The organism is Sphingomonas longa (assembly GCF_016892685.1).
GTDB classification, from domain to species: Bacteria; Pseudomonadota; Alphaproteobacteria; order Sphingomonadales; family Sphingomonadaceae; genus Sphingomonas; species Sphingomonas longa.
This window is the reverse complement of sequence record NZ_JAFEMC010000001.1, coordinates 1-19751: the sequence shown is the minus strand read 5'-3', so window position 1 is coordinate 19751 and position 19751 is coordinate 1. Positions and strand designations below refer to the sequence as shown.

The window sequence follows — 19751 nt, the reverse complement described above, 5'->3', positions numbered from 1 at the left end:
TCGGACCGGCGCAACCTCTGGCTTGCCAGTCTGCTGCTCCTGCGCCCGCAAAGCTGCTGCGCCGCAGCAACTCGTCTCGTGCAAAGGGCGGTTGATCTCACTGGTGCTATCTTTATGACGCCGACGTCATGTTAGCTTCATGTCCAATCCGGACATAGTCCTGACACCCTAGCGAACAGGAACATCGGTGCCGTCCACAGACCTTCATACCGGCGCACCCCCTGCCCGGCCTTCCCTGCTCTCCACGGCCCGCGCGGATATCCCGGCATCGATCGTCGTCTTTCTCGTCGCGCTGCCCCTGTGTCTCGGTGTCGCGCTGGCGTCCGGCGCGCCGCTGTTCGCCGGGCTGATCGCGGGCATCGTCGGCGGTATCGTCGTCGGATCGCTGTCGAAGTCGCCGCTGTCGGTCAGCGGCCCCGCTGCCGGCCTGACCGTCATCGTGCTCGGCGCGATCGAGAGCCTGCCGACGTTTCAGGCGTTTACGCTGGCGGTGTTGCTGGCGGGTATCCTCCAGCTCGCCTTCTCCTTCACCAAGGCGGGCATCCTGGCCGAGTTCGTGCCGTCGTCGGTCATCACCGGCATGCTGGCGGCGATAGGGCTGATCCTGATCCTGAAGCAGGTGCCTCACGCGGTCGGCTATGACGCGGAAGCGGAAGGCATTTTCGAATTCTCGACGGGTGACGGCATCAACACCTTCACGCGCATCGTCGACAGCCTGAGCGGAGCGATCACGCCCGGCGCGGTGCTGATCGCCGCGGTCAGCCTTGCCTTCCTGTTCTGGTGGGACGGCGCGAGGCCGAAAGAGGGTCCGCTCCGCTTCGTGCCGGGGCCGCTGGTCGTCGTGCTGATCGGCGTGCTGGGCAACATGCTGCTGGGTGCGGTGAAGCCGGAGTGGCAGCTCGGTACCAAGCATCTGGTGCAGGTGCCGCAGGCGGCGAACGCGTCCGAGTTCATCGCGCTGTTCAGCTTCCCGGACTTCGGCCAGATCGGCAACGGCGCGGTGTGGATGGCGGCAGGTACGCTGGCGATCGTCGCCAGCCTCGAGTCGCTGTTGAGCGTGAAGGCGGTGGACGAGATCGATCCGAAGCGCCGCACGACCGACAAGAACTGGGAGCTGATGGCGCAGGGCGGCGGCAATATCGTGTCTGGCCTGATCGGCGGCCTGCCGGTCACGTCGGTGATCGTCCGCTCCTCCGCCAACGTCGATTCGGGCGCGGAGAGCAAGCTGTCGACGCTGCTGCACGGCACATGGCTTCTGCTGTCGGTGGCGCTGATCCCGACAATGCTGAACCTGATCCCGCTGTCCGCGCTGGCTGCCGTGCTGATCGCGACGGGGTACAAACTGGCCAAACCCAAACTGTTCGCCGAACGCTGGAAGCAGGGCTATACCCAGTTCGTGCCGCTGGTCGTGACCGTCGTCGCGATCCTGTTCACCGACCTGCTGGAGGGGATCCTGATCGGCATGGTCGTCGGGTTCGGCTTCGTCATCGCGCGCAATTTCCGCACCGCGATCACCGTCGCGAACGACGGCGACGACTGGCTCGTTAGGGCACGGCGCAACCTGTACTTCATCCACAAGTACGAATTGCAGAAGGATCTGGCCAAGGTGCCGGACGGTGCCAATCTGATGATCGACCTGACATCGACGAATTATGTCGATCTCGACAATATCGACGTCATCAATGCGTTCATCAAGAACGCCAGCTTCCGCAACATCCACATCACGGTCCGCGGCGACGTTGCCGGCCGGACGGTGAGAAAGATCAACGCCCCCGTGTCAGAGGTCCTGTATTCATGAGGGAATCCAAGCAGCTGCTGCTCGCCAACAAGGCCTGGGCGAACGAGCTGACCGATGAGAACCCGGAGTTCTTCACGCGGCAGGTGGCGGGGCAGAAGCCGCAATTCCTGTGGATCGGCTGTTCGGACAGCCGCGTCAGCCCGGAACAGAAGACGCAGTCGCTGCCCGGACGGATGTATATCCACCGCAACATCGGCAATCTGGTCCATGACGACGATCTGAACCTGTTGTCGGTCCTGCAATATGCGGTCGATGTGTTGCAGGTGCCCAACATCGTCATCTGCGGGCATCACGGCTGTACCGGCATCCACGATGCGCTGCACGGCGGTGTTACGGGTGCGCTCGAGACCTGGCTGGAGAATGCCCGCGACGTGGCGCGCGATCACGCGGACGAGCTCGACACGCTGCCGGAGGCGCAGCGGGTGGACCGGCTGGTGGAGATGAACGTGCGCGACCAGTTGCTGCATCTGGCGCGCATCGACACGATCCGGAACGCCTTTGCGGCGGGGCGCGACCTGACGCTGCACGGCTGGGTCTACGACATCCGCGACGGCCTGCTGAAGCCGCTGATGGAGATCGACCGGCATACCAAGCTGGACGAGGTGGGTAGGCCGGCGACCGTTCTGGTGTGAGCCAGCACGCAGGACCGATCGACATTCAGCACATCGTTGCCACCCCGGACGTGTTCCGGGGTTCCACCGGGCGGCTTACGACGCGAATAGTGAATGCAACTCCGAGTTTCGGCGCGGGGTGGACCCCGGAACACGTCAGTACTTATCCTTAGGACAGGGACAGGGACAGGCGCCGGCGCGGCATCCCACGTTCTCCCGCGAAGGCGGGAGCCCGGTACTGGGTCCCCGCCTTCGCAGGGACACATGATCGGTACATGTCTATAAGGGATAGTCACCGAACAATTTCAGGGCGACGATGCGTGACGGCGACATGCACTCCAGTCACTGAATGTCGATTGGCACTGGTGTAGGCTCGGTCGCGCCGCGGTCCGGGCGCTACGCCGCCCGCGTCATTTGGGCAGGCCGAACACGATCCGCCTCGTACTGCCGCCACATCCCAGACCGCCGTCGGGGCGATAGGTCTTCGCGAACTTCGCACCGACGATCAGGTCGCTGCCCGCCTTGGAGAAGATGAAGGGCGGATAGCTGAGCAGCGTGCGGGTCGCTTTCGTCGAGCCGTCCGCTGCGATGTCGAACTGGACCAGCGTCCAACCTTCGAACCCCCAGCGTAAGGCCTCCATCGGAAAGGCTTCCGCGCCGGCGGAGCGCAGCATCTTCGGCGGCGCGTCGAGGATGGCGCACTGGTCGGCCGTCAGACCCGACGACGCGAAGGATGCGCGGGCGACATCCGCCCGCCCGTTGCGCTCCTCGATCGAGGCGATGCGGACGAGTGCACCGACCCGGAGCGGATCGTTCGGTTTCAGCGCGGCATCGTCGGCGACCTGACGGAGCAGCACCAGCGTCTGCGCGTCGGTCGCGCGGCCCGGGCGAGCGTCGTCGGCGAGCGTCAGCCGGATCGCGGCACGCGCCTGGGGATCGGCGGCGTACGGCGCTTCGGACAGCATAGGCTGAACAGCGCGGCGATACGCCTCGGGCTTCCAGCGATCGACCAGCGCCTCGGTGCGGGCGGGCAGGTCGAGTGCCAGTCGCGGTTCGACGGGTGCGTCATTGGTGACGGCGATCGTGAAGGCGCGCGCATACAGCTTGGCACGCTCCTCCCGGCCGACCGCCCGGTTGTTGGCGAGGCGGTACAGCGCGGCCAGCGTGGCGAGCGACGTCGGTCCGCCGGATTCCGCCGTCGTGAGCGCAGCCCGTTGTGCCGGAAGCGCCTGTGCATCGCCGCCGCCCGGTGTCGCCGGAACTGCAACGCGCTTTTCGGTCAGCCATTGTTCGAGACCGGCATCGAGCCCGTCGCCGATCGAGGGGCGCTCGAACGTGGTCGAGCAGCGCATCTCGACCCGGACGTTCGAGCGGAAGAAGGCGGGGATTTCAGCCATCTCGGCGGGGGACCACGACCAACCCTGAACGGCGCGCGCGAATTCCAGCGCGACGCGGCCACCGCCAGCCGCATAGATCGGCGCCACGCCGGTGACGCGCCCCTCCGGCGCGATGTTGAATTCGACGACCGCAACGTCCGACGGCTTCAGGCCGGCCTCTCCGCCGCAATCCGGCGACTGCATCTGCGCTCCGGGATCGAACCGCCCCTTGGCGAGGCGACCTGCACCGGTCATCGCCATATATTCGCGCGCACTGTCGGGCTGGCCGTTGAGGATCAGGGTCAGCGCCGCATCGGACCGGGCTTGCGCATCCAGACCGCTCGTCTTTTCGGTCAGCCCGCCCAGCGCCTTGACGGTCGCCATAGCGCTGGTCTTCGCGCCTGCGAGATCGCCGGTGTTCAACAGCAGCACCGTTCGCCGCCGCCCGACGAACCCGCGGGTATCCGCGTCGAAGTTAGCGGATGCCAGCACCGTCTCCGCGCGCGCCAGCGATGCGGTCGCGGCGGCGGGATCGACAAACGTCTGAGCGTCCACCAGCGCGAGCAGAGGCCCGAGCTTGCCGCCGGGCGTGTCCGCGAAAGTTTCCGCCTTCGCGAAGGCCGGTACCGCGCCGGCATAATCGAGCGTGCTCGCGGCGATCGTGCCGACGATGAACCACGTCCGGCGCAGATCGTCGCGCAATGTCGCGTCGTCAACCGGCAGGCCGGCGAGGCTGGCCTTGGCCGCCGCGGCCGCCTCGTCGTAGCGAAACAGGCGGTAGAGCGAATCGGCCTTGCGGGCCATGACGATGGCACGGCTGCGCGATCCGGGCTTGGTCTTCGCCTCCAGCGCGGTCCACGCCGCGAGGGCACCAGTGTAATTTGCGGCTTCGTCCAGTGCGATAGCGGCGACGAAATCCTGCTGCACTGTGGTCGCGGGCGGCTGTTGCGCGACCGCCGCCGTGGCCAGCATCGCACCGGCCACCATCGTCAAACCCGTCCGCATCGCGCTTCCCCCAAACCGTCGAACGGGGTCATGCCGCGTGCGGAGGGATCGCGCCAGAGGGTCTGTAAGCCGGGTTCTGTCCACCCGCGCGAGCGGGATAGGCGACCATTCCTCTACGACGACGCTTGCGCGCCGCCTCCAGCAATCAACCCGGACGACGAGCCGGAACGAGGCCCATATGCCGTCCCTATTCGATCTTGCTCCCGGTGGGGTTTACCATGCCGCTTCCGTTACCGGTCGCGCGGTGCGCTCTTGCCGCACCCTTTCACCCTTGCCCGCCCGAAGGCTTCGTCCCCGAAAGGATTAGGCGGTCTGCTCTCTGTGGCACTGTCCCTGGGGTCGCCCCCGCCGGGCGTTACCCGGCACCGTCGTTCCATGGAGCCCGGACTTTCCTCGCCTTCCCCCATAAAGGAGAAGCCGCGGCCGCCCGACCCTCTGGCGCTGGCGCGGCCCTACTCGTCGCCCTGCGGTTTGGGAAGCAGCAATGCGAGCAGGATCATGCGGCATTCCGCGTCGATCTCGCCATCGACCAGTTCCGGGCGGAAACGGCGCTGGAAGGCCATGATCGCCGCCATCCGGTCCGACACGTCGTAGCCGAAGCGTTCGAGCGCGAGGCAGAAGCCGGCCTCCGTCCATTGCGGGTCGAGCAGGTTCTTCGTCGGGCGCGGTAGCGCCAGGCGTAGCCGCGCGAGGCTGTGCCACGGGAACAGCTCGCCCGGATCGCGTTTTCGGGCGGGTGCAATGTCGGAATGCCCGACGACGTTGCCGCGCGTGATCTTGTGCCGTTTGACGATGTCCGCGACGAGCGGGATCAACGCATCTATCTGCTCGTTCGGGAAAGGCCGATAGCCCCAGTCGTGGCCGGGATTGACGATCTCGATGCCGATGCTGGCGTCGTTGCAATCATCGATCTCGCGCCAGTGCGAGCGGCCGGCATGCCAGGCGCGGCACTCCTCGCCGACCATGCGCAGGATCGTCCCGTCCTCGGCGACGAGATAGTGGCAGGATACCTTGGCGGCCGGGTCGCGCAGCCGGTCGATCGCGGCCTCGGCGGTCTGCATGCCCGTATAGTGCAGCACCAGCATCGAGATCGGCGCCGTGCGGTCGTCGAAATTGGGCGACGGCGTGTCGATGATGTTCAAAGGCTGCGCTCCGCGGATCGGGGAGCAGCGTTGGCGCAAAGCGGGATCGCGGGCAAGCCTCCGGACGGATCAGCCCTTGATGCGGCGCTTCGTATCCGTGTGTTCGTAGAAACCGCGATAGCGCGTGCTGGGCATGAACAGGTCGGTCTGGCCGATCACCGTCTCGCCCGCGCCGAGGACCAGCAGCCCACCCGGCCGCAGTGCCGCCGCGAGGCTGGCGAACACCTTCGCCTTCGCACCGGCCGCGAGGTAGAACAGGACATTGCGGCACAGGATGATGTCGAACCGGCCGCCGGGAGCGGGATCGGTCACGAGGTTGGACTGGCGATACTGGATCAGCCGGGTCAGCTCGGGCTTGGCGGTCCAGTCCGTTCCGTCGCTGTCGAACCAGCGCATCATGCGGCGCACCGGCAGGCCGCGCTGGATCTCGAACTGATTGTAGCGACCGCTCCGGGCGCGGGCGAGCGCCGCCTCCGACACGTCAGTCGCAACGAGTTCGGGCGGCGATCCTTCACCCGCAGCCTCGGCGAACATCATCGCCAGCGATAGCGGCTCCTGCCCGGTCGCGCATCCTGCGCTCCAGACACGGCCGCGGTGATCCGGGGCGATGGCGGTCAAGGCCTGTGCGATGGTGTCGAACACCGGCTGATCGCGGAAGAACGAGCTTTCTCCGTTGACGAGCGCATCGATGATGCGGTCGCCGAGCCCGTGATCGCTGCCGTCGAGCAACGTGTCGACGAGCTGATCGAGCGTATCGATCTCGCGGTCGCGCAACAGCGGCTTGAGCGCCACGTCGAGGCGCCAGGCGCGCGAACTGGCAATCTGCTGGCCGGTGCGGGCCTCCAGCAGGCGGGCGAGCACGGTCAGCGTGCCGGCACTGGCGCCGGCCCCGCTGGCGCCGGGGTGTACCGCCGGATTGGCGATAGCGAGGTGGGATTCGATCATACGCGACGCCTCGTACCGATCAGCTTGCCGATCTCGTCGGGGGGAAGGATGGCGTGGGCGATGCCCTGCGCCGCGACCGCGCCGGGCATGCCCCACACGACCGACGTGGCTTGATCCTGCACGACGACGCACCCGCCCGCATCGCGGACCCGGCGTGCGCCCTCCGCACCGTCGCGGCCCATGCCGCTCAGCACGACCGCGAGCAGGCGCGGGCCGTAGATGTCCGCCAGCGACGCCAGCATCGGGTCGACGGACGGCATGCAATGGCTGACGGCGGGTTCCGTCGACAGGCGAACCGCCGCCTGCCCCTCGCCCAGCGCGACGCAGCGCATATGGCCGTCGCCGGGCGCGACGACGATCCGGCCAGGCCGGATACGGAGCCGCTCCGTCGCGACGTCGCAGGGTCGGTCGGCCAGCACGGCGAGCTGCGCGGCGAAATAGGGCATGAACGATGCCGGCAGATGCTGCGTGACGAGGATCGGTAGCTGCAAGCTGGCGGGCAGCGCCTTCAGCAACTGGCCGAGCGCATGGATACCGCCGGTGGAGGCACCGATCGCGACGAGGTCGAAGTCGTCGCCGACGCCGGGCCGCGCGGCGGGTATCGCCGGTGACGGGGTCGGCCACGGGAGCGGCAGACGCGGAGCCGGCGTATCGAACAGCCGCTCCAGCCGCTCGTTCAGCGCCGCACCGAATCGGGCGGACATGCCGCTGGTGGTGGGCTTTTCCAGCGTGTCGGCCGCACCGAGCGCCAGCGCCCGGATCGTGTCGGCCGCCCCGTCCCCCGCCGAGGACGACACCACGACGATCTTCGCGCCGTCGGAGGCGGCGAGCAGGTCGGGAAGCGCCGTCAGTCCGTCGACGCCCGGAAGCTGAATATCGAGCAGGATGACGTCGACCGACTGATCGGCCAGGAAGGCAAGCGCCGCCGCGACCGTTCCCACCGCTCCCGCCACCGCGAACCGCGGGCCGGAGGCGATCAAGCCGCCGATCACCGCCCGCGCGACGACCGAATCGTCGACGATCAGGACTCGCCGGGTGTCGTCGACGACGTGGGGGAGGACGGAGGCCATGACGCGCGCGCCGCAGGAATCAGGCGAGGCCGACGATCTGCAGCTTGCTTTCGATCGTGTCGCGATCGAACGGCTTCATGACGTATTCGTCGGCACCGGCCTCGATCGCAGCGCGGATGTACGCCATGCCGTTCTCGGTGGTGCAGAACACGACCTTGGGCCGTGTCGGCACGTTCGACTCGCGCAGCGCACGCAGGAAATCCATGCCGCTCATCACGGGCATGTTCCAGTCGAGCAGGATCACGTCGGGCGGCGACGCGTTGCAGGCGTCGAGCGCCTCGCGACCATCGCACGCTTCGCTGACCTGAAAATCGAGCGTCTCGAGAATATGACGGGCGACCTTTCGGATCACCTTCGAATCGTCGACAACTAGACAGGTTTTCATGGGAGATAGGCCTTCCGCAAACTCGAATGACGGTATGACAGCAAAGCGTAAGCGCTGGATTAATCGCGCGTGAGGACGGTGTTAGGGACGTTCAGGCAGCGATCGGCATCGGCACGAGGCGGACGAGGTCGACGATCAGCAGCGGCTCGCCGTCGCGCTCGATCACCCCGGCCGCACAGCTGCCCCAGCCGTGATCGAGCGCCATGCCCGACGACAGGTGCGTACGCTCGAACGGCGCGACATCCTCCAGCGCATCGACGAGGAACGCGTAGAAATGCCCGTCGAAGCAGGCGATCACGGCACGACCGGGCGTACCCGCCGCTCCGTGGCCGAGCGCGGCCTGGGTATCGATGACGGTGACGACCCGGCTGCGCAGGGCGGCGAGGCCGCGCACGACGCCGGACGCGCGGGGCACCGACACCACCTGGCCGATGTCGACGACGGAGGCGACCTGGTCGGCGTCGATCGCGATGGCGCGACCGGCGACGTGCGCGATCAGGAACAACTCGCTCATGCCGCATTCCTCTTGCTGCCACCCGCACGGGTCAGGCGCGATTCCAACGCCGCGATCAGCGCGGTCCGGTCATAGCGGTAGATGCTCGTGCTGCCCGGTGTCGCGGCGACTTGACGACGGAGAGTCAGTACTGCGTCGAGCGGCACGTCCGCAGGACAATCGTCCATCGTCAGCGTGATCGCGCCGGGCTGATTCGGGTTGCCGTCCGACCATAAGGCGCAGCGGTAGCCCGACGCCTCCAGCACCGGCCGCAGGAACGTGTCCATCCAGCCGCTGCCGTCGCAGCGCAGCAGGCAGAGCGGGCGTTCCGTCGAAACCGGGGCCTCGCCCGCGAACAGAGCATGCGGGTCGATCAACTCGATCTGCTCGCCGTCGATCACAGCAACGCCGACGATGCCGGGCCGATCGCGCGCTGGTGCGATCGCAGCGGGCAGCGTGACGATTTCGTGCGGTTCGGCAATGGCATAGCCGATTTCGGCGAACCCATCGGTCAACCGCAGCACCGCGACCCCCTCCCCTCCGGTCGGCTCCGCGACCGCGATCAGCGGGATGACACCGCCCTCGACCGTCAGATGGCGACGGCCACCGGTGGTGCGGATCAGCGCGAAGGGCGCGGTTTCGACGCGATCGACCACGCCGAGCGCGATCGCCCGGCGGGCGCCGTCGAGATCGTCGAACAGCAGGGCGGTGATACCCGCTTCCTCGACCGCGTGCACCGCGTCCGCGGCGTCGTTCATCGTCGGTGCGAACCGCAGGCCGGCGACGGCGGCGATCCCGCCACTGTCGAGCAGCAACAGCGGCAGGCCGCTGTCGGGCAGCGTCTGGCCGGCATAGAGGCCGCTGGCCATCACCGCAGGCGCGGCCGGCTTTACCACCAGTTCCTCGGTGTCGAGCACGGCGTCGATCGCCATCGCGAAATTGCCCTCGCGGGTCGCCATGATGACGAGGACGCGGGGGTCCTCGGTCGGGATGTCGAGCAGATCGCCCAGCGCGACGAGCGGCAGGCGCTGGCCGCGGACGGTCGCGACGCGCGCGTCGCCGAGCGGATCGATGCGGACCGCACCCCCGTTCAGCGACACGATCTCCTCCACCGACTGTCGCGGCAGCGCGAACCGCTGCGCCCCGACCGCGACGACGATCGTCGGGATGATCGTGAGCGTCAGCGGCACCTGAAGCGTGATGATCAGCCCGCGACCGGGGGTGTTGCGCAGCGCGATCCGCCCGCCGATCTGTTCGATATTGGCGCGGACCACATCCATGCCGACGCCGCGACCCGATGTCGCGGTGACGGTGTCGCGGCTCGACAGGCCGGGACAGTAGATCAACTCCAGCCGCTGAACCTCGTCCATGCGCGCGACGTCGTTCTCGGTGTACAGGCCGCTCTTCACCGCCTTGGCGACGACGCGGGCCACGTCGATGCCGCGGCCGTCGTCGGCGATTTCGATCAGGATGCGGTTGCCCGACTGGCGCGCGGAGACGACGAGCCGCCCATTCTCCTTCTTCCCCGCTAGTCGACGTTCCGACGGCAGTTCGATGCCGTGATCGACAGAGTTGCGGATGATGTGGACGAGCGGATCGCGCAGCAACTCGATCATCTCGCGATCGAGTTCGACGTCCGAGCCCTCGATCGCGAGCGTCACCTGCTTACCCAGTGGCGCGGCGGTATCGCGGACCATGCGCGGGATGGCGGAGAACAGCGCCTCGATCCGTTGCATGCGCGTCCGGGTGATCGTGTCGCGCATCTCCGCGACGGTCAGCGACAGTCGTTCCAGCGCTCCTTCGACACGGGGATCGGGCGCGGCGTCGCGCAGGCGGCGGGCCAATTCGTTGCGGGCCAGCACCATTTCGGACATGCCCGCCATCATCCGGTCGAGCAGCTCGACGCCCAGCCGCACGCTGCGATTCGCGATCCGGGACTGCGGCGTGCCGGCGATCGTTTGCCCCTGAGGCGCGGGGGGCGTGGCAGGCTTGCGGGGCGCGGCGTCCTCCGCCAGCGCGGCGATCAGCAGGTCTTCGGTGGTGTCGTCGAGCGGAACGCCCGCCGCGATCGCCTCCGTCAGCTCGCCGATCCGGTCGACGATCGCGAGGACGGCGTTGACGAGCGCGGTGTCGGGCGTGCGCTTGCCGTCACGAACGGCGGCCAGCACATCCTCCGCCGAGTGGGCGAGCCGGCCGAGGCGCGGCAGGTCGAGGAAGCCGCAACTGCCCTTCACGGTGTGGACGAAGCGAAAGATCGCATCCAGTCGCGCGCGATCCGCCGGCTGCGCTTCCCACAGCACGATCTCGCCCGAGAGCGCTTCCAGCGTCTCGCGCGTCTCGGCGATGAATTCTTGCAGCAGGTCGTCCATGAGGCTCCCGGGGTTTGCTCGACCCCCGGTGTGCCCGAAATGCGTTAATACGGACTTTACCCGGCGCTAGTGCGCTGGAGGAGCTCCGGAATTCGTTGTCAGCGCGCCCGCATCGCCGCGCCGAAGATCATGACATTCTCCGCCGGCTCCGACACCAGCACCGCCCCGCCCGATTCGTGGGCGAGCGTGTTGACCAGGAAAGCGGCGGCGGTGCGGGCCGCGACCGGCTCCTCGCCGAGCCCGTTGGTCAGCATCCGGCGCAGTTCGGGGTCGAGGATGATTCGCGGTCCCTCGATCTTCACGACGATCTCAAGCTGGCCGGCATTCTCCTCCGCGCCCACATCCAGCGTGCCGCCGCGGACCAGCGCTTCGTTGGCGATCAGCGCGAGGTTGAGCAGGACCTTCACCGCCGGCTTCGGCATCGTGTCGAGTTCGACCATCCAGCCGAGCGTGGTGCGCTTGGCATCGCTCAGCAGTCCCTCGATCGCGTTCTTGGCCTCGCGCGGGTCGACGGCATCGCCGAAGCCGCCGGCTGCGCCGAACGCCAGCCGGAAGAACTTGAGCTTGTTGGCCGATGTCCGTGCGCTCTCCGCCAGCAGCTCCATACAACGCTCTCGCATCGCGGGATCGGTTTCGTCCGCGAGCAGCTCCAGCCCGTTGTTGAGCGCGCCGACCGGCGACAGCAGGTCGTGGCACAGGCGCGAACAGAGCAGGCTCGCGAAATCGACCGGGCTGATGGTCATGCTGTCTTCCCTAATTACCGTGGGCCCTGATGCCGCCCCGCGTCGCGACGCGCAAGACGACAGGCGTGAAACGGTGGTGAACCTCTCCATCGACGCCGGCGCGCCATGCGGTGACGGTGCTGCCCGCGGCGATCAGCCACAATGATCCGTCGGGGGCGGCATCGCGCGCATCCTGTCGCGACGGTGCCGCGACGCCGGTCGGGTGCGAGTGATAGTGGCCGACGATCGCAGGCCCCCCCGCCCGCGCCGCACGATGCGCGGCGAGCAGTTGCGCGGGATCGATCTCGAACCGGGTTGCCGGATCGGCGGCGACATTACGGCAGGACTGCACGGCGTCGATGTGGTCGCCCTCGCCCAGCAGCAGGCCGCACACCTCGCGATGGGGCGATTCGATCGTTTCGATGACGATTCGATCGAGTAATTCGCTTGAAATCCGGACCTCCATTCATATCTCGCTACGACATGAACCGGGGGGTTTCCATCATCGAAGCGAGGATCGCACCGGCGGCGGATGGTTGGCGGCTGGATCGCGCGCTGGCCGACGCGGTGCCGACGCTGTCGCGGGAGCGGCTGAAGGTGCTGATCGCGGGTGGATCGGTGTCCCACGAAGGGCTGCTGGCGCGCGATCCGGCGAAACGGGCGAGCGCGGGGGCGCTGTTCGCGGTGGCGGTCCCCGACCCGACACCGGCGCATAACGAAGCGCAGGATATTCCGCTCGTCGTCGCGTATGAGGACGAGCATCTGATCGTCGTCAACAAGCCGGCGGGATTGGTCGTGCATCCGGCGGCCGGCAACCTCGACGGCACGCTGGTCAACGCGCTGCTGCATCATTGTCACGGATCGCTGTCGGGAATCGGCGGCGTGGCGCGGCCAGGCATCGTTCACCGGATCGACAAGGATACGTCCGGCCTGATGATCGCGGCCAAGACCGACCGCGCGCACGAGGGGCTGGCGAAGCAGTTCGCCGACCACAGCATCGATCGTCGCTACCGTGCGATCACCGGTGGTATCCCACGCCCTGCGGCGGGAACCGTGGATGCCCCGCTCGCGCGAAGTCCGCAGAACCGCAAGAAGATCGCGATCGTCGCGAACGGCAAGCGGGCGGTGACGCATTACACGACGATGGAGCCACTGAGCGGCGCGGCGCTGGTCGAATGTCGGCTGGAAACCGGGCGGACGCATCAGGTTCGCGTGCACATGGCGTCGATCGGCCACGCACTGCTCGGCGACCCGGTGTACGGCAAGGCCAAGGGCACGATCCGGACCTTGCTGGAAACGCTGGGGTTCCGGCGGCAGGCCTTGCACGCCGCGCACCTGGGGTTCATCCATCCGATCAGCCGTTCACGACTGGCGTTCGACAGCGCCATGCCGCCCGATATGCAGGAACTGTTCACCCAGCTCCACGTATAGACCAGACGTTTCGCGCTGCGATGCGGCGGACACGTCCTTCGACGAAAGGGAATGCAATCATGGCAAAAGGCAGCAACGTCCCGGCGACGATTCCTGCTCTGGGCGGGGAGCAGAGCCTCAACCGCTATCTCGCCGAGATTCGCAAGTTTCCGCTGCTCCAGCCGGAGCAGGAGTATATGCTCGCCAAACGGTTTCAGGAGCATGGCGACACGGAGGCGGCGGCGCAGCTCGTGACCAGCCATCTGCGCCTCGTGGCGAAGATCGCCATGGGTTATCGCGGCTATGGCTTGCCCACGTCGGAGCTGATCTCCGAGGGCAATATCGGCCTGATGCAGGGCGTGAAGAAGTTCGAGCCCGATCGCGGCTTCCGCCTCGCCACCTATGCGATGTGGTGGATCCGCGCCTCGATCCAGGAATATATCCTGCGGTCGTGGAGCCTGGTGAAGATGGGCACCACCGCGGCGCAGAAGAAGCTGTTCTTCAACCTGCGCCGGATGAAGTCCAAACTCGACGCGTTCGAGGACGGCGATCTGAAGCCGGAGGACGTCACGAAGATCGCGACCGATCTCGGCGTGGCCGAAAGCGACGTGGTCAGCATGAACCGGCGCATGGCGATGGGCGGCGACACGTCGCTCAACGTGCCGATGCGCGAGGATGGCGAGGGTCAGTGGCAGGACTGGCTGCAGGACGACGCGCCGTTGCAGGACAAGGTCGTCGCCGACCAGCAGGAGGCGGATGTCCGCCATGACATGCTGGTATCGGCGATGGACGATCTGAACGACCGTGAGAAGCATATCCTGACCGAGCGTCGCCTGACTGACGACCCGAAGACGCTGGAAGAGCTGTCACAGGTCTATGGCGTCAGCCGCGAGCGCGTGCGGCAGATCGAGGTGCGCGCGTTCGAGAAGCTCCAGAAAGCGATGATGCGGATCGCTGGCGAGAAGCGGCTGCTCGCGGCCTGAAGGGCGGCCCCCGACGTGCGGATTGTCGTCGTCGGGGGCGGTGCCGCGGGCATCGGCGCGGCGCGGCGGCTACACGATGCCGGTGGGGACGTCCTGATCGTCGAGGCGCGGGCGCAGCTCGGCGGACGGGCCCGAAGTGCGCGCTTCGGTGGAATGACCCTGGACCTTGGGTGTGGCTGGCTGCATTCGGCGACGCGCAATCCGTGGACGGGCATCGCCGACGCGGCCGGTTTCACAGTAGACCGGTCTTCACCGAACTGGGGCGTGCAGTGGCGCGACCTCGGCTATCCGCCGGACGAGCAGCGAGCGTTCGGCGAGGCGTGGCAGCGTTGGGAGGCCGCCGCGCATACGGCGCTGGGAGGCCCCGACAGGCCGCTATCGGACTTTATCGCTGCCGACGATCCTGCCCGAACGATGATCGACGCGATCTCCGGCTATGCCAATGGCGCGGCGCTGAAGGACGTGTCGTTGCACGACTGGGCGGCGTATGAAGACGCCGCCACCGACGACAACTGGACCGTGCGCGAGGGGTATGGGACGCTGATCGTCGATCATGCGGGTGCCGTGCCCGTGCGGCTGAATACCCCGGTCACGCGGATCGACCGACGCGGGCGCGTTCTGAAGCTGGAAACGCCCGACGGGACGATCGAGGCGGACCGCGTCGTCGTCTGCGTTCCGACGACGGTACTGGCCGAGGAACGGCTGGTGTTCGACCCTCCCCTACCCGCGAAGCATCACGCCGCCGCTGCGCTGCCGCTGGGACTGGCGGACAAGGTCATCCTGGCGGTGGACGGCCCGGAATGGCCGGCGAATGCGCACCTGATCGGCAATCCGCACCGCGCCTGCACAGCGAGCCACCGGCTGTCGCCGTTCGGCTGGCCGGTGATCGAGAGCTTCTTCGGCGGCCCCTGTGCGGAGGCGCTGGAGGACGAGCAGGCCGCGACGGCGTTCGCGGTGGACGAACTGGTCGCTTTGCTCGGCAGCGGCTGGCGAAGGCGCTTGACGCCGCTCGCCGCAACGCGCTGGCGGCGGGAGGCGTGGATCGGCGGCAGCTACAGCCATGCCCGCGTCGGGCGGGCCGGCGAGCGGGCGGTGTTGGCCGAATTCGTCGAGGATCGCATCTTCTTCGCGGGCGAAGCATGTTCGACGGCCGACTTCTCCACCGCGCACGGTGCCTATGCGACCGGTATCGCCGCGGCAGACGCCATAGTTGGCGGATAGCAGCGCCGCATCCTAAGGAGCGGCGATGTTTATCGTCCTGCGCTGGCTGCTGAAGGCCACACTGATCTTCGTCGCGGTGTCCGTCCTTTGGGTCGGCGTGTACCGGTTCGTGCCGCCGCCCTTCACCTTCACGATGCTGGGCGATGTCGTTGGCGGGCGCAGCGTCACGAAGGACTGGATGGCGCTGTCGGAGATGGACCCCGACATGGCGCGGGCGGCGATTGCGGGCGAGGATTCCGGCTTCTGCGCGCATCACGGCTTCGACTTCGGCGCGATCGCCAATGCGGCATGGCGCAACGCACAGGGCGGACGCATCCGCGGCGGTTCGACGATCAGCCAGCAGACCGCCAAGAATGCGTTCCTGTTTCAGGGCGGCGGTTATATCCGCAAGGCGCTGGAGGCCTATTTCACCGTGCTGATCGAAACGCTGTGGGGCAAGCGGCGGATCATGGAAGTGTATCTGAACATCGCCGAAACCGGCATCGGAACCTATGGCGCGAATGCCGGGGCGATCCGGTATTTCGGGCACGACGCCACAAAACTGTCACCGACAGAAGCAGCGAGAATTGCTGCGGTATTACCGCTGCCGAAGAAGCGTGCCGCGATTTCTCCGAGAGGATTCGTGCGGCGGCACGGAAATGTTTTGAGCCGCTATATCGGTGTGGTGCGGCGCAATGGCATGGACTCTTGCCTTCGCCCCTAGACTCGATGAGGTCTGCATCCGCAACGAAATAGTACTTCGTTATGTCGCAATTGAGGAGTACCGGTCCTTGCGAGTTGCTTTGCGACTCGAACAGGGGAAATCATCATGCGTACGACACTTTCATCTATGTTGTTTTTTGCCGCCGTCGCTGCGGCATCGCCGGCCGCTGCGGATGGCGGTCTGACGTTCCAGATCGTCGGCGACACGTTCTCGCAGCCGTTCACGATCAGCAACACCTCGACCGGCGGCGAAACCGTCGTGGGTTTCGGCATCAGCCTGATCTCGCCGTTCGGCTTCGACACGGTCAATGGCGGCTTCGGCTTCGACAATTCGGTGGCGTTCAACCCGGCTGGCGGCAGTGCCGCGACGACGGGCTATACCGGGCCGTCGTCGTTCGCCGACGGCGCGACCAGCCTGGCGTTCACCTTCTCGAATTTTGCCGTCGGTGAGTCGTTCGTGTGGGATATCGATGTCGACAGCCCGAGCCAGGCGACAGTGTTCGGCAACGAGCTGATCGGGTCGACCGGTTATGCCGACTTCAGCAACGGCCTGCGTGGCCTGGGCGTTTTCCAGGCGCTGGGCACGGACGGTTCGCAGTTCGTCATCACGACGTTCACGCCGACGCCGGGCGTGCCGGAGCCGGCCAGCTGGGCAATGATGATCGCCGGTGTCGGCCTCGCCGGCGGAGCGCTGCGTCGTCGGTCGGCGAAGATCGCCTTCGCCTGACGGGTTCGGAGGGAGCGGCGTCGGCCGCTCCCTCTTCTCCTTATTCCTTGCCCGACCCGACCGCGTCGCCGACCTTGTCGGCCGCGCCGCCGACGCTCTTCGCCGCAGAGGTGATTGCGGCGTCCTTGCTGTTCTGCGCGCCCTGGCGGCTGAACAGATAGAAACCGCCGATCAGGACGGCGATCAGCAACACGACCGCGATCATCGCGGTGCCACCGCCGCCGCGCCGTTCGATGACGGTCGTGTGAGGTGCCGCGTCGCTGCTCACAATGCGTTCGTCTGCCATGATACTCTCCCTGTTACTGGTGCGGCCTCCAACGCCGCACCCGCACAGGCTGTTCCCGTAGCGTAACGACCGCCCCGTTTTGGGTCGGAACGCGGGATCAGAACGGCAGCTTGAAACCCGGCGGCAGGGGCAAACCGCTGGTCATCTTCGACATTTCGGTGCCGGAAACCGCATCGGCCTTTGCCCGCGCGTCGTTGAACGCAGCGGCGAGCAGATCCTCCAGCATGCCCTTCTCGGACGGCTGCATCAGCGAATCGTCGATGGCGATGCCGATGATCCGGCCCTTGGCCGATGCCTTGACCTTGACCAGACCGCCACCCGACGCACCCTCGACCTCGATGGTATCGAGGTTCGCCTGCGCCTTTTCGAGTTCCTGCTGGACGTTGGCGGCCATCGCCAGGATTTCGTCGATGTTCTTCATGCGGTGCTCCGTTGGTTGGGCCATTCGAGTTCGGCGCCCGGAAACGCGGCCAGCGCGGCGCGGACGAGCGGGGTGTCGAGCATCGCCTGCCGCTCCGCCGCGTCGGCCGCGAGCTGGCGCTCGTTCAGCGTGGGCTCGCCGGGGACATCGTCCAGCGACAGCTTCCACACCTGTTTCGTCATACACTTCAGCGCGGCGGCGAGTTCCGCCAGCGTGTCGGTGGCGATCGGCCGTGAGCCGCTGAAGACGATCTCCGGCGGCGCATAGCGGACCAGCCGCGCGCCGTGCCGCAATCGCGCCGCCAGCGCGAGTTGGCCGCCCCCGTCCAGCGCGTCGACCAGCGCGGCGAAGTCGGCGGGCACCAACGATGCCGGTGGCGGCGGCGCGGCCGGCACCGGTGCAGGAGCCTGCGTCGGGGCAGCCTCGGGTGCTCCGGCCAGACGGCGGGCGAGTTCGCCCGGATCGGGCAGGCTGGAGGCGTGGATGACGCGCAGCAGCGCCATCTCCGCCGCCTCGATCGGCAGCGCCGCATGCGCGACCTCGTCATGGCCCTTGAGCAGCAACTGCCACAGCCTGTGCAGTGCCGGGAAAGACAGGTTCGCGGCCCAGTCCGTGCGCGCGGCGCGTTCCTCCACCGCCTGCGCGAGATCGTCGGTGCCGCCAACCTTGGACAGCGTCACGCCGTGCACCGTTTCCAGCAGCGCGCGCAGCACCGCGACGGGATCGACGCCGTAATCGTACTGGCGACGCAGCGAGCCGAGCGCACCGGCCGAGTCGCCCGCCAGCAGCATCGCGAACAGGTCGCGCACCGCGCCGCGATCCGACAGCCCGAGCATCTGGCGGACGGCATCGGCGGTGACGCCACCACCCTCCAGCCCAGCATGCGCGATCGCTTGATCGAGGATCGACAGGCCGTCGCGCGCGGAACCCTCCGCCGCGCGCGCGATCAGCGCCAGCGCCTCCGATTCGGCAGCGACGCCTTCCTTCTCGCAGACCTCCGCGAAATGCTTCGCGAGCTTATCGGCAGGGATGCGGCGCAGGTCGAATCGCTGGCAGCGAGACAGGACGGTGATCGGGACCTTGTTCACCTCGGTCGTCGCGAACAGGAACTTCACGTGCGCGGGCGGCTCCTCCAGCGTCTTCAACAGTGCGTTGAAGGCGTTCTTGGAGAGCATGTGGACCTCGTCCACGATGTAGATCTTGAAGCGCGCGGAAACGGCGGCATAGCGCGACGCGTCGATGATCTCGCGCACGTCGTCGACGCCGGTGTGGCTGGCGGCGTCCATCTCGATCACGTCGATATGCCGGCCCTCGGCAATGGCGCGACACGGTTCGCAGACGCCGCACGGGTCGATCGTCGGGCCGCCCTGCCCGTCCGGTCCGATGCAATTCAGCGCCTTCGCGATCAGGCGAGCGGTCGAGGTTTTGCCGACCCCGCGAACGCCGGTCATCAGGAACGCATGCGCCAGCCGGTCGCGCGCGATGGCGTTGCCCAGCGTGGTGACCATCGCGTCCTGGCCGATCAGCTCCGCGAACGTCTGCGGCCGGTACTTGCGCGCCAGGACGCGGTACGCCTCCGCCTTCACCGGCTGGGGCGGCTCGCCAAGGTCGAACGAATCAGCCACGGGCGGCATCGAAGTGGAGGAAGTGGAGGCGTTCCATCGGTCTCCACATAGGGGCGCGGACGGCCGACGTCAGGGGGGTGTTTGCGGGGATCGGCGCTGTGGCTGGCATCGGTGTCGGTATGCACGATGTGGGGGGCGTAGGACAGGTTTGTGGTTGGTGCTCTACTTCTCTCCTGGGCTGGGGGGGGAGCTGGGGGGGGCTCCGCGAGCGAGATGCTTCGCGGCTACCAGAATACGTTCAGGAAAACAGAAGGGGCGTCGCGGCTAAGCCGCGCCGTCAGACGGTGCTGCGCACTGCTGGCCGTGCTTGCGCGCGTGGCACGTCGGGACGTGCTCTCGCTTGCTGCGCAGAAGAGGCGTCGCGGCTAAGCCGCGCCGTCGGTCGGTGCTGCGCACCGCTGGCCGTGCTTGCGCGCGTGGCACGTCGGGACGTGCTCTCGCTTGCTGCGCAGAAGGGGCG

19 protein-coding genes and 1 other RNA gene are annotated in these 19751 nt (G+C 67.3%); 7 read left to right on the top strand and 13 right to left on the bottom strand.

The features are described 5' to 3' along the window. Positions 1-187 precede the first annotated feature (187 nt). Together ILT43_RS00100 and ILT43_RS00095 are read left to right on the top strand one after the other, a co-directional pair. The gene (locus tag ILT43_RS00100; RefSeq protein ID WP_204192974.1) at positions 188-1798 is read left to right on the top strand and encodes a SulP family inorganic anion transporter; all 1611 of its coding nucleotides are present in this window, start codon (positions 188-190) and stop codon (positions 1796-1798) included. Next, a complete protein-coding gene (locus tag ILT43_RS00095; RefSeq protein WP_204192971.1) occupies positions 1795-2430 on the top strand; it encodes a carbonic anhydrase in 636 nt (211 codons plus the stop codon). The genes ILT43_RS00100 and ILT43_RS00095 overlap by 4 nt, the downstream gene beginning before the upstream one ends. 389 nt (positions 2431-2819) lie before the next feature. Here the strand turns inward: ILT43_RS00095 and ILT43_RS00090 are convergent, their stop codons facing one another. From ILT43_RS00090 to ILT43_RS00045, 10 genes are all read right to left on the bottom strand, one after another. Next, positions 2820-4790: a hypothetical protein gene (locus ILT43_RS00090; protein WP_204192968.1), complete on the bottom strand. Its 1971-nt coding sequence runs from the start codon at positions 4788-4790 to the stop codon at positions 2820-2822. 49 nt (positions 4791-4839) lie between these two features. Continuing rightward, positions 4840-5229, bottom strand: an RNA gene (gene rnpB / locus ILT43_RS00085) — RNase P RNA component class A. Positions 5230-5242: 13 nt separating this feature from the next. Then, positions 5243-5932, bottom strand: coding sequence for an N-acetylmuramoyl-L-alanine amidase (locus ILT43_RS00080; protein WP_204192965.1), 690 nt, complete (start codon positions 5930-5932; stop codon positions 5243-5245). Between the two features lie 69 nt (positions 5933-6001). Then, complete coding sequence (locus ILT43_RS00075) at positions 6002-6877, bottom strand: CheR family methyltransferase (RefSeq protein ID WP_204192963.1); 876 nt, start codon at positions 6875-6877, stop codon at positions 6002-6004. Then, positions 6874-7947, bottom strand: a complete 1074-nt coding sequence (locus tag ILT43_RS00070; RefSeq protein ID WP_204192960.1) for a chemotaxis protein CheB — start codon at positions 7945-7947, stop codon at positions 6874-6876. Before ILT43_RS00070 ends, ILT43_RS00075 begins: the two co-directional genes overlap by 4 nt. Positions 7948-7966: 19 nt before the next feature. Beyond that, the gene (locus ILT43_RS00065; protein ID WP_211534330.1) at positions 7967-8332 is read right to left on the bottom strand and encodes a response regulator; all 366 of its coding nucleotides are present in this window, start codon (positions 8330-8332) and stop codon (positions 7967-7969) included. Between the two features lie 91 nt (positions 8333-8423). After that, the gene (locus ILT43_RS00060) at positions 8424-8846 is read right to left on the bottom strand and encodes a chemotaxis protein CheW (RefSeq protein ID WP_204192955.1); all 423 of its coding nucleotides are present in this window, start codon (positions 8844-8846) and stop codon (positions 8424-8426) included. Further along, positions 8843-11194: a chemotaxis protein CheA gene (locus ILT43_RS00055; RefSeq protein ID WP_204192953.1), complete on the bottom strand. Its 2352-nt coding sequence runs from the start codon at positions 11192-11194 to the stop codon at positions 8843-8845. The genes ILT43_RS00060 and ILT43_RS00055 overlap by 4 nt, the downstream gene beginning before the upstream one ends. 98 nt (positions 11195-11292) lie before the next feature. Then, a complete protein-coding gene (locus ILT43_RS00050; RefSeq protein WP_204192950.1) occupies positions 11293-11937 on the bottom strand; it encodes a histidine phosphotransferase family protein in 645 nt (214 codons plus the stop codon). A gap of 10 nt (positions 11938-11947) precedes the next feature. Further along, the gene (locus ILT43_RS00045; RefSeq protein ID WP_204192947.1) at positions 11948-12382 is read right to left on the bottom strand and encodes a M67 family metallopeptidase; all 435 of its coding nucleotides are present in this window, start codon (positions 12380-12382) and stop codon (positions 11948-11950) included. 17 nt (positions 12383-12399) lie between these two features. Here ILT43_RS00045 and ILT43_RS00040 point away from each other — a divergent pair, with 17 nt between their 5' ends. The 5 genes from ILT43_RS00040 to ILT43_RS00020 all read left to right on the top strand — a co-directional run bounded on the left by ILT43_RS00040 (position 12400) and on the right by ILT43_RS00020 (position 16959). Beyond that, entirely contained in the window at positions 12400-13347 is a 948-nt protein-coding gene (locus ILT43_RS00040) for an RluA family pseudouridine synthase (RefSeq protein WP_204192944.1), read from the top strand. A gap of 59 nt (positions 13348-13406) precedes the next feature. After that, positions 13407-14309, top strand: a complete 903-nt coding sequence (gene rpoH, locus ILT43_RS00035; RefSeq protein ID WP_204192941.1) for an RNA polymerase sigma factor RpoH — start codon at positions 13407-13409, stop codon at positions 14307-14309. Between the two features lie 15 nt (positions 14310-14324). Next, positions 14325-15530 carry an FAD-dependent oxidoreductase gene (locus ILT43_RS00030; protein ID WP_204192938.1) on the top strand — a complete coding sequence of 402 codons (1206 nt, stop codon included), beginning with the start codon at positions 14325-14327 and terminating at the stop codon, positions 15528-15530. 25 nt (positions 15531-15555) lie between these two features. Beyond that, on the top strand, positions 15556-16233 hold the full coding sequence (gene mtgA / locus ILT43_RS00025; protein WP_204192935.1) for a monofunctional biosynthetic peptidoglycan transglycosylase: 678 nt from the start codon (positions 15556-15558) through the stop codon (positions 16231-16233). 126 nt (positions 16234-16359) lie between these two features. Then, a complete protein-coding gene (locus ILT43_RS00020; RefSeq protein ID WP_204192933.1) occupies positions 16360-16959 on the top strand; it encodes a PEPxxWA-CTERM sorting domain-containing protein in 600 nt (199 codons plus the stop codon). Between the two features lie 40 nt (positions 16960-16999). Here ILT43_RS00020 and ILT43_RS00015 read toward each other — a convergent pair whose 3' ends face one another. The 3 genes from ILT43_RS00015 to ILT43_RS00005 form a co-directional block, all read right to left on the bottom strand. Next, complete coding sequence (locus ILT43_RS00015) at positions 17000-17245, bottom strand: hypothetical protein (RefSeq protein WP_204192930.1); 246 nt, start codon at positions 17243-17245, stop codon at positions 17000-17002. Positions 17246-17342: 97 nt separating this feature from the next. Next, positions 17343-17666 (bottom strand): YbaB/EbfC family nucleoid-associated protein, encoded by a 324-nt coding sequence (locus ILT43_RS00010; RefSeq protein WP_055847587.1) that lies wholly within the window; start codon positions 17664-17666, stop codon positions 17343-17345. Beyond that, positions 17663-19291, bottom strand: coding sequence for a DNA polymerase III subunit gamma/tau (locus ILT43_RS00005; RefSeq protein WP_204192927.1), 1629 nt, complete (start codon positions 19289-19291; stop codon positions 17663-17665). The genes ILT43_RS00010 and ILT43_RS00005 overlap by 4 nt, the downstream gene beginning before the upstream one ends. Positions 19292-19751 lie beyond the last annotated feature (460 nt).